General features: G+C 70.2%; 12 protein-coding genes and 1 pseudogene. 10 read left to right on the top strand and 3 right to left on the bottom strand.

The features are described from left to right. The first annotated feature begins 153 nt into the window (after nucleotides 1-153). The 5 genes from ACFV6H_RS12650 to aceE all read left to right on the top strand — a co-directional run bounded on the left by ACFV6H_RS12650 (nucleotide 154) and on the right by aceE (nucleotide 9,281). Nucleotides 154-1,668 (top strand): leucyl aminopeptidase, encoded by a 1,515-nt coding sequence (locus ACFV6H_RS12650; protein WP_385541086.1) that lies wholly within the window; start codon nucleotides 154-156, stop codon nucleotides 1,666-1,668. Between the two features lie 445 nt (nucleotides 1,669-2,113). After that, on the top strand, nucleotides 2,114-3,502 hold the full coding sequence (lpdA, locus tag ACFV6H_RS12645; protein ID WP_384980041.1) for a dihydrolipoyl dehydrogenase: 1,389 nt from the start codon (nucleotides 2,114-2,116) through the stop codon (nucleotides 3,500-3,502). Nucleotides 3,503-3,557: 55 nt separating this feature from the next. Beyond that, the gene (gene sucB / locus ACFV6H_RS12640; protein WP_385541084.1) at nucleotides 3,558-5,456 is read left to right on the top strand and encodes a 2-oxoglutarate dehydrogenase, E2 component, dihydrolipoamide succinyltransferase; all 1,899 of its coding nucleotides are present in this window, start codon (nucleotides 3,558-3,560) and stop codon (nucleotides 5,454-5,456) included. Between the two features lie 288 nt (nucleotides 5,457-5,744). Then, nucleotides 5,745-6,368: a GntR family transcriptional regulator gene (locus ACFV6H_RS12635; RefSeq protein ID WP_093591889.1), complete on the top strand. Its 624-nt coding sequence runs from the start codon at nucleotides 5,745-5,747 to the stop codon at nucleotides 6,366-6,368. 234 nt (nucleotides 6,369-6,602) lie between these two features. Further along, nucleotides 6,603-9,281 (top strand): pyruvate dehydrogenase (acetyl-transferring), homodimeric type, encoded by a 2,679-nt coding sequence (gene aceE / locus ACFV6H_RS12630; protein WP_385541082.1) that lies wholly within the window; start codon nucleotides 6,603-6,605, stop codon nucleotides 9,279-9,281. Between the two features lie 88 nt (nucleotides 9,282-9,369). On the opposite strand, the gene ACFV6H_RS12625 is transcribed toward aceE, so the two are convergent. Then, on the bottom strand, nucleotides 9,370-9,771 hold the full coding sequence (locus ACFV6H_RS12625) for a DUF6221 family protein (protein WP_384980049.1): 402 nt from the start codon (nucleotides 9,769-9,771) through the stop codon (nucleotides 9,370-9,372). A 181-nt stretch (nucleotides 9,772-9,952) separates the two neighbouring features. Here ACFV6H_RS12625 and ACFV6H_RS12620 point away from each other — a divergent pair, with 181 nt between their 5' ends. Next, on the top strand, nucleotides 9,953-10,918 hold the full coding sequence (locus ACFV6H_RS12620; RefSeq protein WP_385541080.1) for a helix-turn-helix transcriptional regulator: 966 nt from the start codon (nucleotides 9,953-9,955) through the stop codon (nucleotides 10,916-10,918). 203 nt (nucleotides 10,919-11,121) lie between these two features. Further along, nucleotides 11,122-12,063, top strand: a complete 942-nt coding sequence (locus ACFV6H_RS12615; protein ID WP_385541078.1) for a winged helix-turn-helix domain-containing protein — start codon at nucleotides 11,122-11,124, stop codon at nucleotides 12,061-12,063. Between the two features lie 70 nt (nucleotides 12,064-12,133). Here ACFV6H_RS12615 and ACFV6H_RS12610 read toward each other — a convergent pair whose 3' ends face one another. Further along, nucleotides 12,134-12,340 (bottom strand): hypothetical protein, encoded by a 207-nt coding sequence (locus ACFV6H_RS12610; RefSeq protein ID WP_093591904.1) that lies wholly within the window; start codon nucleotides 12,338-12,340, stop codon nucleotides 12,134-12,136. 264 nt (nucleotides 12,341-12,604) lie between these two features. Between ACFV6H_RS12610 and ACFV6H_RS12605 the strand changes: the two genes are divergently transcribed. Then, nucleotides 12,605-13,486, top strand: coding sequence for a winged helix-turn-helix domain-containing protein (locus tag ACFV6H_RS12605; RefSeq protein ID WP_385541076.1), 882 nt, complete (start codon nucleotides 12,605-12,607; stop codon nucleotides 13,484-13,486). A 115-nt stretch (nucleotides 13,487-13,601) separates the two neighbouring features. After that, nucleotides 13,602-14,120, top strand: a pseudogene (locus ACFV6H_RS12600) (DUF4240 domain-containing protein); the annotation flags it as partial. A 190-nt stretch (nucleotides 14,121-14,310) separates the two neighbouring features. Here ACFV6H_RS12600 and ACFV6H_RS12595 read toward each other — a convergent pair. Further along, nucleotides 14,311-14,847 carry a GNAT family N-acetyltransferase gene (locus tag ACFV6H_RS12595; RefSeq protein ID WP_385541074.1) on the bottom strand — a complete coding sequence of 179 codons (537 nt, stop codon included), beginning with the start codon at nucleotides 14,845-14,847 and terminating at the stop codon, nucleotides 14,311-14,313. Nucleotides 14,848-14,882: 35 nt separating this feature from the next. Here ACFV6H_RS12595 and ACFV6H_RS12590 point away from each other — a divergent pair, with 35 nt between their 5' ends. Further along, nucleotides 14,883-15,776: a TIGR01777 family oxidoreductase gene (locus ACFV6H_RS12590; RefSeq protein ID WP_385541072.1), complete on the top strand. Its 894-nt coding sequence runs from the start codon at nucleotides 14,883-14,885 to the stop codon at nucleotides 15,774-15,776. The last annotated feature ends 122 nt before the right edge of the window (nucleotides 15,777-15,898 follow it).

The raw sequence follows: 15,898 nt of genomic DNA, 5'->3' as shown, positions 1-15,898 counted from the left end.
GGCCACGCACAGGTGAACTACCGCCGCCGTAAGGGCTGTCCATCACTCAGCGTAGGCTCGTTCCTGCCCCCTTCGGGCCGAAATACGATACGGCGGGCTCGGTCGGCCCACCCTTCGACCGCCGGAACACAACGGAAGCGAGATTCCACCACCGTGACTGCTCTCACTCTCAGCACTGCCGGCGCGGCGACCCTGCGCGCCGACGCGATCGTCGTCGGCGTCGCGAAGGGCGCAAAGGGGCCGGTCGTGGCGCCGGGCGCCGAAGCCGTCGACAAGGCCTTCGACGGGAAGCTCGGCAGCGTCCTGGAGGCCCTCGGCGCCTCGGGCGCCGAGGGCGAGGTGACCAAACTGCCGGCGCCGTCCGGGCTGAAGGCCCCGGTCGTCCTCGTGGTCGGGCTCGGCCCGGCCCCGGGCAAGAACGGGACCTACGGCACCGAGCCGCTGCGCCGCGCCACCGGTGCCGCCGCACGCGCGCTCTCCGGCCGGAAGAAGGCCGCGTTCGCGCTGCCCGTCGAGACGGCCGACGACGTGGAGGCCGTCGCCGAGGGCGCGCTGCTCGGCGCGTACGCCTTCATCGCGTACCAGGGCGGCGAGAACAACGGCAAGAAGGGCGACAACGGCCCGAAGCTGCCGCTCGCCGAGGTCACGCTCGTCGGCGCCAAGCCGCGCGACAAGGCCCACAAGGCCGCCGCGGACCGCGCGATCGCGCTGGCCGAAGAGGTCAACCGCGCCCGTGATCTGGTCAACACACCGCCGAACGATCTGACTCCCGAGGCCTTCGCCGCCGTGGCCACCGCCGCGGGCAAGGAGAACGGCATCAAGGTCCAGGTCCTCGACGAGAAGGCGCTCGCCAAGGGCGGCTACGGCGGCATCCTCGGCGTCGGCCAGGGCTCGGTCAATCCGCCCAGGCTGGTACGGCTCGCGTACACGCACCCCAAGGCGGAGAAGACGCTCGCCCTCGTCGGCAAGGGCATCACCTACGACTCGGGCGGCATCTCGCTCAAGCCGGCGGGCCACAACGAGACCATGAAGTGCGACATGAGCGGCGCCGCCGCGGTGTTCGCCACCGTCATCGCCGCCGCCCGGCTCGGCCTCCCCGTCAATGTCACCGGCTGGCTGGCGCTCGCGGAGAACATGCCGTCCGGCTCGGCAACCCGTCCCGGCGATGTCCTGCGCATGTACAGCGGCAAAACCGTCGAGGTCCTCAACACCGACGCCGAGGGCAGGCTCGTCCTCGCCGACGCGCTCACCCGGGCCTCCGAGGAGAAGCCGGACGCGATCGTCGACGTGGCGACGCTGACCGGCGCGATGGTGCTGGCGCTGGGCAACCGTACGTTCGGGATCATGGCGAACGACGACGCGTTCCGCACCACCATCCACAAGCTGGCCGAGCAGGCCGGCGAGGCGTCCTGGCCGATGCCGCTCCCGGCCGATCTGCGCAAGGGCATGGACTCCCCAACCGCCGACATCGCGAACATTGGCGAGCGGATGGGCGGCGGGCTGGTCGCCGGGCTCTTCCTGAAGGAGTTCGTCGGCGAGGGCATCACCTGGGCCCACCTGGACATCGCGGGCCCGGCCTTCCACGAGGGCGCGCCGTACGGCTACACGCCGAAGGGTGGCACCGGCTCGGCAATCCGTACGCTCGTAAAGCTGGCTGAGTCTTTTTAAGGGCTCGGTTCGCCTCCGGGCGCTCGCTGTGTCCATCAGCGGCCTCCGGCCGCGGGCACTGCCGACGGTCGACCGTGCTCGGGTCCCTCCGCCCGCGCGGCGGAGCCGCATATCGAGCACAGCCTCTCTTTCGACAGCGGCGCGCCCTTCGGCTCACTCGCCGGCGGCCGTGCGCAGCCCGGGCGTCTTGTGGCCGCTGGAATACGTGTACCGGCCCTGGGTGTTTTCCACCCGGGGCCGGAAGGCGTACGTGGCGGTAACCGCTCAGTGATTCTCGTTACCCATCTCACACCACGGCCCGGCGTCCCGCCTTGCCCGAACAAGTGCGAAGATGGGTTCTCGGCAGGACAGGGCCCCCACCACAGGGCCGAAGAAAAGCGGCCGAACACCAGCCGCCGCCCGGTCATGGAGACCGCGCCCGGCGCACATGCATGGAGGACGTGACGTGGCGAACGACGCCAGCACCGTTTTCGACCTAGTGATCCTCGGCGGCGGTAGCGGCGGTTACGCCGCGGCGCTGCGCGGAGCGCAGCTCGGCCTGGACGTGGCCCTGATCGAGAAGAACAAGCTCGGTGGTACCTGCCTGCACAACGGCTGCATTCCCACCAAGGCCCTGCTGCACGCCGGCGAGATCGCCGACCAGGCGCGCGAGGCCGACCAGTTCGGTGTCAGGACCACCTTCGAGGGCATCGACATCGAGGGTGTGCACAAGTACAAGGACGAGGTCGTCTCGGGCCTCTACAAGGGCCTTCAGGGTCTGGTCGCCTCCCGCAAGGTCACCTATGTCGAGGGTGAGGGCCGGCTCTCCTCGCCGACCTCCGTCGATGTCAACGGCCGGCGGGTCCAGGGCCGCCATGTGCTCCTCGCGACCGGCTCCGTGCCGAAGTCGCTGCCGGGCCTGGTGATCGACGGCGAGCGGATCATCTCCTCCGACCACGCGCTGAAGCTGAACCGCGTCCCGCAGTCCGCGATCATCCTCGGCGGCGGTGTGATCGGCGTGGAGTTCGCCTCGGCGTGGAAGTCCTTCGGCACCGACGTGACCGTGGTCGAGGGTCTGAAGCATCTCGTGCCGGTCGAGGACGAGAACAGCTCGAAGCTTCTGGAGCGCGCGTTCCGCAAGCGCGGTATCAAGTTCAACCTCGGCACGTTCTTCGAGAAGGCCGAGTACACGCAGGACGGCGTCCGCGTCACGCTGGCCGACGGCAAGGCCTTCGAGGCGGAGGTGCTGCTCGTCGCGATCGGCCGCGGTCCGGTCTCGCAGGGCCTCGGGTACGAGGAGCAGGGCGTCGCGATGGACCGCGGCTATGTCCTCGTCGACGAGTACATGCGGACGAACGTCGAGACGATCTCGGCCGTCGGTGACCTGGTCCCGACGCTCCAGCTCGCCCATGTCGGCTTCGCCGAGGGCATCCTGGTGGCCGAGCGGCTGGCCGGTCTCAAGACCGTGCCGATCGACTACGACGGTGTGCCCCGGGTGACGTACTGCCACCCCGAGGTCGCCTCCGTCGGTATCACCGAGGCCAGGGCCAAGGAGATCTACGGCGCGGACAAGGTCGTCGCTCTCAAGTACAACCTCGCGGGCAACGGTAAGAGCAAGATCCTCAAGACCGCGGGCGAGATCAAGCTCGTCCAGGTCAAGGACGGCTCCGTGGTCGGCGTCCACATGGTCGGTGACCGTATGGGCGAGCAGGTCGGCGAAGCTCAGCTCATCTACAACTGGGAGGCTCTGCCTGCCGAGGTCGCGCAGCTCATCCACGCGCACCCGACCCAGAACGAGGCGCTCGGCGAGGCCCATCTCGCCCTGGCCGGCAAGCCTCTCCACTCCCACGACTGATTCAGTCCGGGCGCTGACGACCACTACCGCACATTCGTTAGGAGCAACTGAAACCATGGCGGTTTCCGTAACCCTGCCGGCGCTCGGCGAGAGCGTCACCGAGGGCACTGTCACCCGCTGGCTGAAGGCCGAGGGCGAGCGCGTCGAGGCCGACGAGCCGCTGCTGGAGGTCTCCACCGACAAGGTCGACACCGAGATCCCGGCCCCGGCCGGCGGTGTGCTGGCGTCCATCAAGGTCGCCGAGGACGAGACCGTGGAGGTCGGTGCCGAGCTGGCCATCATCGACGACGGTACGGGCGCGCCGGCCGCCGCTCCGGCTCCCGCCGCCGAGCCGGTCGTCCAGCCCGCGCCCGCTCCGGCCCCGGTCCCCGCTCCGGTGGCCGCGGCTCCCGTGGCTCCGGCTCCGGCCGCCCAGCCCGCTCCCGTGCCCGCCGCCGCTCCGGCCGGTGGCGCCTCCGGCACCGATGTCGTGCTGCCCGCGCTCGGCGAGAGCGTCACCGAGGGCACCGTCACGCGCTGGCTGAAGGAGGTCGGCGAGCCGGTCGAGGCCGACGAGCCGCTGCTGGAGGTCTCCACGGACAAGGTGGACACCGAGATTCCCGCGCCGGCCTCCGGTGTGCTGCTGGAGATCGTGGTCGCCGAGGACGAGACCGCCGAGGTCGGCGCCAAGCTCGCCGTGATCGGTGCTCCGGGTGACGCTCCGGCCGCGCCCGCGGCTCCTGCCGCTCCGGCGCCCGCGCCTGCCGTCGCCGCGCCCGCGCCCGCTCCGGTCGCCGCACCGGCGCCGGCTCCGGCTCCCGTACCGGCCCCCGCGCCGGTCGCTCCCGCCGCACCGGCTGCTCCGGCACCGGCACCGGCACCGGCGCCCGTGCCGGTCCAGGCCGCTCCGGTCGCCGCTCCTCCGGCCCCGGCTCCGGCCCCGGTGGCTCCCGCGCCCGTGGCACCCGCTCCGGCCGCTCCCGTCGCTCCGGCCGCGCCCTCCGTGAGTCCCACGGCCGCCGAGGACGAGGGCGCGTATGTCACGCCGCTGGTCCGCAAGCTCGCCGCCGAGAACGGTGTCGACCTGGCCTCGGTCAAGGGCACCGGCGTCGGCGGCCGTATCCGTAAGCAGGATGTCGTCGCCGCCGCGGAGGCCGCCAAGGCCGCCGCGCGCGCCGCCGCCGAGGCCAAGGCCGTCCCGGCCGCGGCTCCCGCCGCCGCGCCCAGGGCGCCGAAGCTGGAGGCGTCGCCGCTGCGCGGCCAGACCGTCAAGATGACCCGGATGCGCAAGGTCATCGGCGACAACATGATGAAGGCGCTGCACACGCAGGCCCAGCTCACCTCCGTGGTCGAGGTGGACATCACCAAGCTGATGCGGCTGCGGGCCCAGGCGAAGGAGTCGTTCGCCGCCCGCGAGGGCGTCAAGCTCTCCCCGATGCCGTTCTTCGTCAAGGCGGCGGCCCAGGCGCTGAAGGCCCACCCGGTCATCAACGCCCGGATCAACGACGACGAGGGCACGATCACCTACTTCGACACCGAGAACATCGGTATCGCGGTGGACTCCGAGAAGGGCCTGATGACTCCGGTCATCAAGGGCGCGGGCGATCTGAACATCGCCGGTATCTCCAAGAAGACCGCGGAGCTGGCGGCGGCCGTCCGGGCCAGCAAGATCACTCCGGACGATCTGGCCGGCGGGACCTTCACCATCAGCAACACCGGTTCGCGCGGTGCGCTGTTCGACACGATCATCGTGCCGCCGAACCAGGCCGCCATCCTGGGCATCGGCGCCACCGTCCGGCGTCCCGTGGTCATCAACCACCCGGACCTCGGCGAGACGATCGCGGTGCGCGACATGACGTATGTCGCCCTCTCCTACGACCACCGTCTGGTGGACGGCGCCGACGCCGCCCGCTATCTGACGGCGGTCAAGGCGATCCTCGAAGCCGGCGAGTTCGAGGTCGAGCTCGGTCTGTAGGGCCCACGGACAGCCCGTACCCGGCGAGCCGAAGGGGCGCGCCGGTGCCGAAAGGGAGAGCGCGCGGAGGTTCGTGAGGTACGAACGAATCGAGCACGGTCGACCGTGGGCACCGGCATGAAGCGCCCCGGAGGCGAGCCGGGCCATCACATCGACATTCCCGCCCCCGCCCGGATTCGCTCCGGGCGGGGGCGTCGTCGTACGGGCCCTACCGGGGCCTTGCCGCCGCCGTAGGAGTCATGCCGCCGTATTGTCTACACATCGACCGCTGCCACCGAGGAGCGCTTCATGGCCCAGCCCGTCGTCCACTCGCTGCGGGAACAGATCCGCGAGCACATCGTGGACGGAATCGTCAGCGGTCGCTGGAAGCCGGGCGAGCGGATCGTGGAGCGGCGGATCGCGACGGAGTTGCAGGTCAGCCAGACACCGGTACGCGAGGCGCTGCGCGAGCTGGAGAGTCTGCGGCTGATCGAGTCGGCTCCCAACAAGGGCGTACGGGTACGGAATCTGACCGCGGCCGACCTTGAGGAGAGCTATCCGGTACGGGCGGGCCTGGAGCAGATCGCCGCAGAGCTCGCGGCCGGGCGACTCGCCGTGGACTGCTCCGCGCTGGAGCCGCATGTGACGGCGCTGTACGAGGCGGACCGCAACGCGGACGGTACGGCGCAGGTGCGGCACACCGTGGCCTTCCACCGGGAGCTGGTGCGGGCGGCCGGGAACAGCGTGCTGCTGCACACCTGGGAAGGGCTCGGTATCGAGGTGTTCACGGCCCTGTCGATCCGCTGGCTCGGGACCGTACAGCAGTCGTATGCCGAGGAGCACCAGGAACTCGTCGAGGCGTTCCGCCGACGTGATCCGCGGATCGGCACACTGGTGAAGGACCATGTGCTCGGATGTGCGCCGCGCGCCTGATTCACAGCTCGCGCCCGATTCACGGCTTCCGTCATGATTTGCCACCCGTCACTCGGTGCCCCCTCATACGGCACGGAATGCCAATTTCTTCCTGTCGAGAAGTTTTGCCCTTCAACCCTTTGATCGATCATCGATCAGCGACTTACAGTCAGAGCGGGCTGCACCCAGCCCGCTCGCCCTGTCCTGCCAGACAAGGCACTTCTCCACCCCCCTCCTGTCCGGAAGGCGGCGACCATGACCGACCCCGTAGGCAAACTCCCGAGCGAGCTGGACCAGCTCCCGGACCGTGATGCCGAGGAGACCGCCGAGTGGGCGGCCTCGCTCGACGCCGTGACCGAGCACGCCGGCCCGCACCGTGCCGCGTATCTGATGCGGCGTACTCTCCAGCACGCGGGAACGGCCGGGGTCCCTGTGCCGGCGCTGCTGGAGACCGACTATGTGAACACCATCCCGACCGCCGCCGAGCCCGCCTACGACGGCGACGAGGCGATGGAGGCCCGGATCACCGCCTGGAACCGCTGGAACGCGGCGGCGATGGTCACCCGTGGCGCCCGGCTCGGCGTCGGCGGCCATATCGCCACCTTCGCCTCGGCGGCCTGGCTCTACGAGACGGGCTTCAACCACTTCTTCCGCGGCAAGGAGTCCCAGGAGTCTCCCGGCTCGGGCGACCAGCTCTACATCCAGGGCCATGCCTCGCCCGGTATCTACGCCCGCGCCTTCCTCGACGGCCGGCTGACCGAGGCCGATCTGGACAACTTCCGCCAGGAGGCGGGCGGCAAGGGCCTGCCCTCGTATCCGCATCCGCGGCGGCTGCCCTGGCTCTGGGAGTTCCCCACCGTCTCCATGGGCCTCGGCCCGCTCTCGGCGATCTACCAGGCGCGCTTCAACCGCTATCTGGCCAACCGCGGGATCAAGGACACCTCCGCCTCGCACGTCTGGGCCTTCCTCGGCGACGGCGAGATGGACGAGCCCGAGTCGACGGCGGCACTCGCCCTCGCCTCCCGTGAGCAGCTCGACAATCTGACCTTCGTCATCAACTGCAATCTCCAGCGTCTCGACGGCCCGGTCCGCGCCAACTTCAAGATCGTGCAGGAGCTGGAGGCCCAGTTCCGCGGCGCCGGCTGGAATGTCATCAAGTCGCTGTGGGGCTCGGCCTGGGACGAGCTGTTCGCGCTGGACACCACGGGCGCGCTGGTACGCCGGCTGCGCCAGGTGCCGGACGCGCAGTTCCAGACGTACGCGACCCGCGATGTCGCCTATATCCGTGAGCACTTCTTCGGTGTCGACCCGGCCCTGATCGAGATGGCGCGGCTGCTGCCCGACGCCAAGATCGCCGAATGCTTCTTCACCTCGCGCGGCGGCCACGAGGCCCGCAAGGTGTACGCGGCCTACCGCGCGGCGGTGGCGCACAAGGGCGCTCCGACCGTGATCCTGGCGCAGACGGTGAAGGGCTACACGCTCGGCCCGGGCTTCGAGTCGCGCAACGCCAACCACCAGATGAAGAAGCTCTCCGGCGAGCAGTTCCGCGCCATGCGCGATCTGCTGGAGCTGCCGATCCCGGACGCGAAGCTGGCCGAGAGCCTGATGCCGTACGGCCACCCGGGCGCCGGTTCGCCCGAGGTGCGCTATCTCCAGGAGCGCCGCGCGGAGCTGGGCGGTCCCGCACCGGCCCGGCGCGTGCATCCTGTCGTCCTGCCGGAGCCGTCCGACAAGCCGTTCCAGACGGTCTACAAGGGCTCGGGCAAGCAGTCGGTGGCGACCACCATGGCGTTCGTCCGGCTGATGAAGGACCTGATGCGGGACAAGGAGACCGGCAAGCGCTGGGTTCCCATCGTCCCGGACGAGGCCCGTACGTTCGGTATGGAGGCGCTGTTCCCGTCGGCCGGCATCTACTCGCCGCTGGGCCAGACGTACGATCCGGTCGACCGTGACCAGATCATGTACTACAAGGAGGCCAAGGACGGCCAGATCCTCAACGAGGGGATCACCGAGGCCGGTTCGATGGCCGACTTCATCGCCGCGGCGACGTCGTACGCGACGCACGGCGAGCCGATGATCCCGTTCTACATCTTCTACTCGATGTTCGGCTGGCAGCGTACGGGCGACCAGATGTGGCAGCTCGCCGACCAGCTCGGCAAGGGCTTCATCGTCGGCGCCACGGCGGGCCGTACGACTCTGACGGGCGAGGGCCTCCAGCACGCGGACGGCCACTCGCATCTGATCGCGTCCACCAACCCGGCCTCGCTCAACTACGACCCGGCGTTCGCGTACGAGCTGGCCGTGATCGTCAAGGACGGTCTGCGGCGGATGTACGGTCCCGACGCCGAGAACGTCTTCTACTATCTGACGGTCTACAACGAGCCGATGCCGCAGCCCGCGATGCCGGAAGGCGTCGAGGAGGGCATCGTCAAGGGCCTGTACCGCTTCAGGGAGGGCGCTCCGGCGGCGGCCGACGCGCCGCGTACCCAGCTGCTGGCGTCCGGTACGGCGATCCACTGGGCCCTGGAGGCGCAGGAGCTGCTCGCCGCCGACTGGGGAGTCACGGCCGATGTCTGGTCCGCGACGTCCTGGGGCGAGCTGCGCAGGGACGCGATGGAGGCCGACGAGGCGCTGCTGCGCGGTGAGGAGCGGGTGCCGTATGTGACGCGCGCGCTCTCCGGCGCGCCGGGGCCCGTGCTGGCCGTCAGTGACTGGATGCGGCAGGTGCCCGACCAGATCAGCCAGTGGGTGGAGCAGGACTACACCTCGCTCGGTACGGACGGCTTCGGTCTCTCCGACACCCGTGAGGCGGCCCGTCGCCACTTCGGCGTCGACGCCCGGTCGATCGTGGTCGCGGCGCTGGCGCAGCTGGCCCGCCGTGGCGAGGTCAAGCCGGAGCGGGTGGTCGAGGCGCGCGAGCGCTACGGCCTCTGACCCGGAAGGCCATTCGGCCGACAACCCCGGACGCGACGCCCCTCCCGTTCACAGGATCCGGGAGGGGCGCCGTCCGTAAGGCCCGCACTCAGCGCGCGAACCGGGGCAGCCACTTGACCTGGTAGTCGGGATGCCCCGCGTGCTCCGCGGCCAACTGCCGTACGACAAAGCCCAGCCCGACGGCCCGCCCGGAGGCGAAGTCGTGCGCCGGACGGTCGATGTCGAGCGCCGCCACCTCCGTGTACTCGTCCAGCAGCACCCTGCTGGTCTCGACACGGCGGAGCGTGTACGCCGGGTCCTGGCGCGCGATGTGCTGGTCGTAACCGCGCGTCCGCACGGCGAAGGCGATCCCGCCGGTACGGTCGTGGACCTCGCCGGGCAGCTCCGGCGGACACCGCCAGCTCTCTCCGCCGGCCTCTCTCGCGATCCGCTCCTCCTCATGGAGGCGTGCCCGGACAAAGGCCACCAGGTCGGCGTTGTGGTCAGTCATCAGGTTCCGGTCCTTTGCCGTCTCGCTCTCGCACCCGGGCCGGAGCAGTTCACCGCCCGTGCGTGATCCATGGTGATCTATACGGGATCTGCTCCTGTTTGCGCCACTTATCATGGAATCAGGCCACGCCAATTGGCCAACCGCTTCCACGAGTGGCCGAACTGCCCGGCATCATGGAGTCATGCGCGCTGCCCGGCTGATCAAGATGGTGCTCCTCCTCCAGTCCAGACCGTCCATGACCGCTGCCGAGCTGGCCCGGGAGCTGGAGGTCTCCGAGCGGACCATCACGCGTGACGCCCAGGCGCTCTCCGAGGCGGGCGTGCCGGTCTACGCGGACCGTGGCAGGAGCGGCGGTTACCGGCTGATCGGCGGCTACCGTACCCGGCTGACCGGTCTCGCGCGCGGTGAGGCCGAGGCGCTGTTCCTCTCCGGAGTGCCGGGCGCGCTGCGGGAGATGGGACTGGACGACATCTCGTCGGCGGCCCGGCTGAAGGTGTCGGCGGCGCTGCTGCCCTCGCTGCGGGACGCCTCGGACTCGGCGGCGCAGCGCTTCCATCTCGACGCGCCCGGCTGGTACCACGAGCCTCAGACACCCGGACTGCTGCCCGCCATCGCCGAGGCGGTGTGGGACGACCGGCTGCTCGACGCCCGTTACCGGCGCCGGGACACCGAGGTGGAGCGGGAGCTGGCGCCGTACGGTCTCGTGCTCAAGGCCGGGATCTGGTATCTCTGCGCCGGTACGGAAGGGACGGTCCGGGTCTACAGGATCGACCGGTTCACCGCCGTGGAGCCCAGGAAGGAACGTTTCGTCAGGGATGAGTGCTTCGATCTGCCCACCTTCTGGGAGGAGCAGTCGGCGGAGTTCGCGCGCTCCCTGCTGGCCGCCCGGATCGTCGTACGGCTCTCGGCGGACGGCGCCCGCAGGCTGCCGTACATCGTGGACCGCGCCGCCGCCCATGAGGCGATCGCGGCCGCGGAACCGCCGGACGGCGACGGGCTGTTGACGCTCACGCTGCCGGTGGAGTCGGAGGAGGTCGCGTTCTCCCAGCTGCTGACGCTCGGCCCGGACGCGGAGATCCTGGAACCGGCCGCCCTGCGAAGCCGCTTCGCGGAGGCGGCGGAACGGATGCGCGCGCTGTACGGCTGAGAGCGACGGCCTCGCGTCGGTCCACGCCTCATGGGTCCATGCCTCATTGGTCCGCGCCTCATTGGTCCGCGTCGTGCGCGTACATGGCCGGCATTGGCCGGACACCATTGGCCGGGCATTGGCGGAGCCAAGGAGTCCGCGTCCGGCAACTCACCTCCATTGGCAGGCTGTTGTAGAGTTCGGCTGTGTCTGGAGACAGCGCCTTGACCGACGGACAACAGCGTCCACGGGATGTGGTCGCGGACGCGCTGCGCCATCACATCTCCGAGGGAGAGCTGCGCGTCGGCGAGCGGATCCCCACACAGGCCGAACTGAGCGAGCAGTACGGAGTCCCGCGCGGCGCCGTCCGCCGGGCCCTGGAGATCCTGGAACACGAAGGCCTGATCAAACGTGCCCAGCAGGGCACACCGGCGACGGTCGCCAGGACCACTCCCGTCGCCGCGCCCGCCGATCCCGCGCCCGGGTCCCGTCCGTCCGACGTGCAGCACGGGCCCGCCGGGAGCGACGTACCAGAGCCACGGCGCCATCCGCCGCGGCCGGCCGGAGTGTTCCTCGGTGAGCGCGTCGCCCAGTGCTTCCGGCGCCGCCAGGTGACCATCGACGCGTACTGCCTCAACGGCGAGACCTTGGCCTCCGCGCTCGCGGGCCCGCTCGTCACGCTCGGCACCGCGGGCGTACGGAACCCGGAGCGGATCACCGTACGGATCCTGCTGCCGAACGCCGACGATCCGCTGGCGCTCCCCCAGGTCGTCGGAGAGCCCGCGAACACCCGGCCGCGCGAGCGGCTCCGCGAGACCACCGGCCATATCTACGGCTCGCTGCGCCACTCGCTGCGGATGCTCAAGGTCCGCGGCCTGGTGCCCGAGGTCTCCGTCGAGGCGAGGAAGGTCTCGATCAGCCCGACGCAGAAGGTCTACATCCTCAACGGCGAGGAGGTGCTCGTCGGCCATTACCAGGTCCAGTCACGCCGGGTGGACCTCGACCGGGACGACCCGATCGAGATCTACGACATGCTCGGTGTGGAGGGCATGCTCTTCCGGCACACGGCGGTCGGCGACGACCATGTCACCGCGGCCTATGTGGACCAGACCCAGCAGTGGTTCGACTCGCTGTGGAACACGATCGCCGTGCCCTGGGACTCGTGACGGGACTCCTGACGGAGCTCCCGGCAAGGCTCCTGACGGACGGCGGCCGTCGCGCCTGTGCCGCGTGCGCTCAGCCTGAGGCGACGAGCAGCAGGATCAGCAGCACCGAGGCCGCGCAGAGCAGATTGACGGTCAGCGCCTCGTCGGCGCGGGCCGCCCGGATCAGCAGGGCGCAGACCAGCACTCCCAGCGTCCCCCGGTGTCCCAGGACCGCCGCCAACTGGGCTCCCGGGCCGAGCAGTTCCACCAGCCATTCCATACGTGTCAGTGCCCCCATGGCATCTCCTCCGATTCCGCTTCTGCGTGCGTGAACGGGACACCCTGCGGTTGGCACCCCGTTGGCAAAGAAATGCTGCGGAGAGAAGGCCAATGGTCGGGTATCGGTTCTCCTCCTCATACCCATCGGTAATGGCGGCCATTGACGGGCAGCACGGCCGGCCTGCCCGGCCGACCGGTCACTTCACAGGCCAGCGCAGTGAGTTGACCGGCAGTTGCAGGTATCTGTCGTCCGCTGAACGGGAGTTGTAGCCTCGGCCTTGTGATGCCCACCGAGCGGGGAGGAGGCGACGATCTCCCCCAGTACCGCTCCATCGCGGACGATCTGCGCAACCAGATCCTGGAGGGCCGGCTGCCCGCGGGCCAGACTCTGCCCAAGCAGCATCAGCTCCAGCGGCGCTACGGCGTGGGCCGCGGCACCATCCAGAGCGCCCAGCAGATGCTGCGCGACGAGGGACTCCTGGAGGAGGGCGCGCCCGGCCGGGCCGCCCGCGTTGCCAATCGGACGACCAACCTCCAGCCATTGGCCCACCACATCACCCGTGCCTTCGCCGCCCGGCATGTCACTCTCGATGTCTGGTCACTGACCACGGAGCAGCTCAGCAAGGCGGTGCAGAACGAGGTCGAGGCCATCAGGGAGGGCCGCCGACGCGCGCCGGAGTCGATCACCGTACGAGTACTCCTGCCGGACCTGGTGACCGATCATCCCTATCCGCGCCATGTCGACGATCCGGCCGACCGCAGGCCGCTGCTCCGGCTGCGGCATGTGATCCGTACCTACGCCGGCGCGCTGGAGCACTCGCTGACTCTGCTGGCGGAACGCGGGCTGGTCGAGCAGGTCTCGGTGGCCATCCGCGGGCTGCCGACGATCCCGGGCGAGAAGCGTTATCTGATCAACGGTACGGAGATGCTGACCGGCTACTACTCGCTGGAGCGCGGCCAGATGCAGAACAATCCGGACGGCGCCTCGCTCGACGTCCTGGAACTGCGCAGCGACGATCTGTTCGCGTCCTCGCTGACCGCGGAAGGGACGAGCGCGCTGGAGCGGGCCCGGTTCGAGCAGGTCGTGCGCTGGTTCGAGTCGCGCTGGGACCAGGTCGCGCGACCGCTGCCCCTGGCCGACGAGCCGGGCTCCTCGATCCGCTGATGAGCTGATGAGCTGCGTTCCCAGATCCGCCGATGAGCCGGGTTCTCAAGAAACGCCGGTGATTTGGGCGGCTCCGCGTGCGCGGCCCTCCGCCAAGCACGATGCTTGACCCGTGATGGACGAGACGGAGTTCTGGGAGATCATCGACAGCACCCGCGAGGCCGCCGAGGGAGACCCGGAGGACCACGCGGATCTGCTGGTCGAGCGGCTGCTGACGCTCGATCCCGACTCCGTGCTCGACTTCGCGCGCCACTTCGAGTCCCGCTACAACCGCGCCTACCACTGGGATCTGTGGGGCGCCGCCGCCGTGCTGCTGGACGGCGCCAGCGACGACGCCTTCGACTACTTCCGCTGCTGGCTCATCGGTCAGGGCCGCGAGATCTTCGAGGGCGCGGTGCACGAGCCCGACAGCCTCGCGGAGCTCCTGGACGAGTTCGACGAGGACCTCGACGGCGACGGCGAGGAGCTGGGCTACGCGGCGGACGAGGCGTACGAACAGCTCACCGGAGTGGTGGCGCCCGATCTGGGGATCCCGCCGCAGACCGCGGAGCCGCAGGGCACACCGCTGGACTTCGAGGACGACACGGCGCTGGCGGAGCGGTTCCCACGGCTCTGGGAGCGCTTCGGGGAGCGGCCGGGCCAGGAGCCGAGGGAGGCAGAAGCAGAAGACGTGGAGGAAGTAGAGGACGTGGAGGAAGTGGAAGAAGTGCAGGAGGAGCGGGAGGAGCAGGAAGGCCGGACCGGCCGGACGGGCCGGTAGACCGGCGGCGGTCCGCTCCGGTGACGGTCCGCTCTGTCAGGGCGTCCGTCTGCTCCATCGGCGGCTACTCCGTCTGCTCCGTCAGCAAGAGCGCCATGAACACATCGTCGATGTACTGCCCGTCCCGGTAGAACTCGCCCGGCAGTATTCCCTCGACGGCATAGCCCTCCGACTCGTACAGGCTCCGCGCCGCGGTGTTGTGTCCCAGTACCCGCAGCGTGAGCCGCCGTGCGCCCTGGTTGCGCGCGTGCAGCGCCGCCGCGCGCAGCAGGGCGCGCGCCACACCACGGCCGCGCGCCCACTCGTACACCGCGAGGCCCTGTATCTGCCGTACATGCACGTGAGTGGCGAGCTGCGTGGGCCGCGCCACCCGGATGTATCCGGCGATCCGGTCCTCCGCGCCCTCGATCCCGACCTCGGCGACGAGATAGTCCTCGGGCAGATGTCCGGAGTCGAAGAAAGGAGTGAAGGGAGGCCGCGGTTCCGGTGTCACGGCGTGCATCGGTGACCAGGTCACACGGGACAGTTCGGCCAGGGCCTCGTCGTCCTGGAGGGCGGCCGGACGGATCTGTGGTGCGGACACGGCGCGTCGTACGGACATGGCGCCAACTGTGCCATGGGGCCGCACGGGGCAGGATGGAGCCCATGAGGATCGCGGTCACCGGCTCCACCGGGCTCATCGGTACGGCACTTGTACGCTCCCTGCGCGCCGACGGCCATCAGGTCGTACGCCTGGTGCGCCGCCCGTCGCGGACGGGCGACGAGGTGGAGTGGGATCCGTTGCGGCAGTACGTCGACGTGCGCGGTCTGCACGGCTGCGAGGCCGTCGTCCATCTGGCGGGAGCCGGCATCGCCGACCGCCGCTGGACCGAGGCGTACCGCAAGGAGATCCGGGACAGCCGGGTCCTCGGCACGGCCGCCGTCGCGGAGGCCGTCGCCACGCTGGACGAGCGGCCACGGGTGCTGGTGTGCGGCTCCGCCATCGGCTTCTACGGCGACACCGGCGACCGCGCGGTCGCCGAGGACGCACCGCCGGGAGACGGTTTTCTGCCGTCGCTCTGTGTGGAGTGGGAGGAGGCCGCCCGGGCCGCCGAGGAGGCGGGCGTACGGACGGTGCTCGCCAGGACCGGACTGGTGGTCTCCCGCGCGGGCGGCGCCTGGGGACGGCTGTTCCCGATCTTCCGCGCGGGCCTGGGCGGGCGGCTCGGCGGCGGGAACCAGTACTGGAGTTTTATCGCCCTGCACGACGAGGTCGCGGCACTGCGCCATCTCATCGACACGGAGACGCTGGAGGGACCGGTGAATCTCACCGCGCCGCAGCCGGTCACCAACCGTGAGGTCACGGCGGCGATGGGACGCGTACTGCGCCGGCCGACGCCGTTCCCGGTCCCGTCAGTGGCGCTGCGGGCGGTGCTCGGCGAGCTGTCGCAGGATGTGCTGGGCAGCCAACGGGTGCTCCCGGCACGTCTGTTGGAGTCGGGCTTCACCTTCGCGTTCCCGACCATTGACGAGGCGATCCGCGCGGCGTAGGCGCACGGCCCGGACGAGCGGGTCCTCGGCCCTGTCCGGCCGATCTTCGTGGGCCCGGAACGCCCGGCACGGCACCTCGCCGCGTTGTCGGAGTTGCCCGAGTACATCCAGTACACGGGCAA

It is taken from the genome of Streptomyces sp. NPDC059743, assembly GCF_042732975.1.
Classification (GTDB): domain Bacteria; phylum Actinomycetota; class Actinomycetes; order Streptomycetales; family Streptomycetaceae; genus Streptomyces.
The sequence above is the reverse complement of the archived record's forward strand: the minus strand, read 5'-3'. Positions and strand labels throughout refer to the sequence as shown.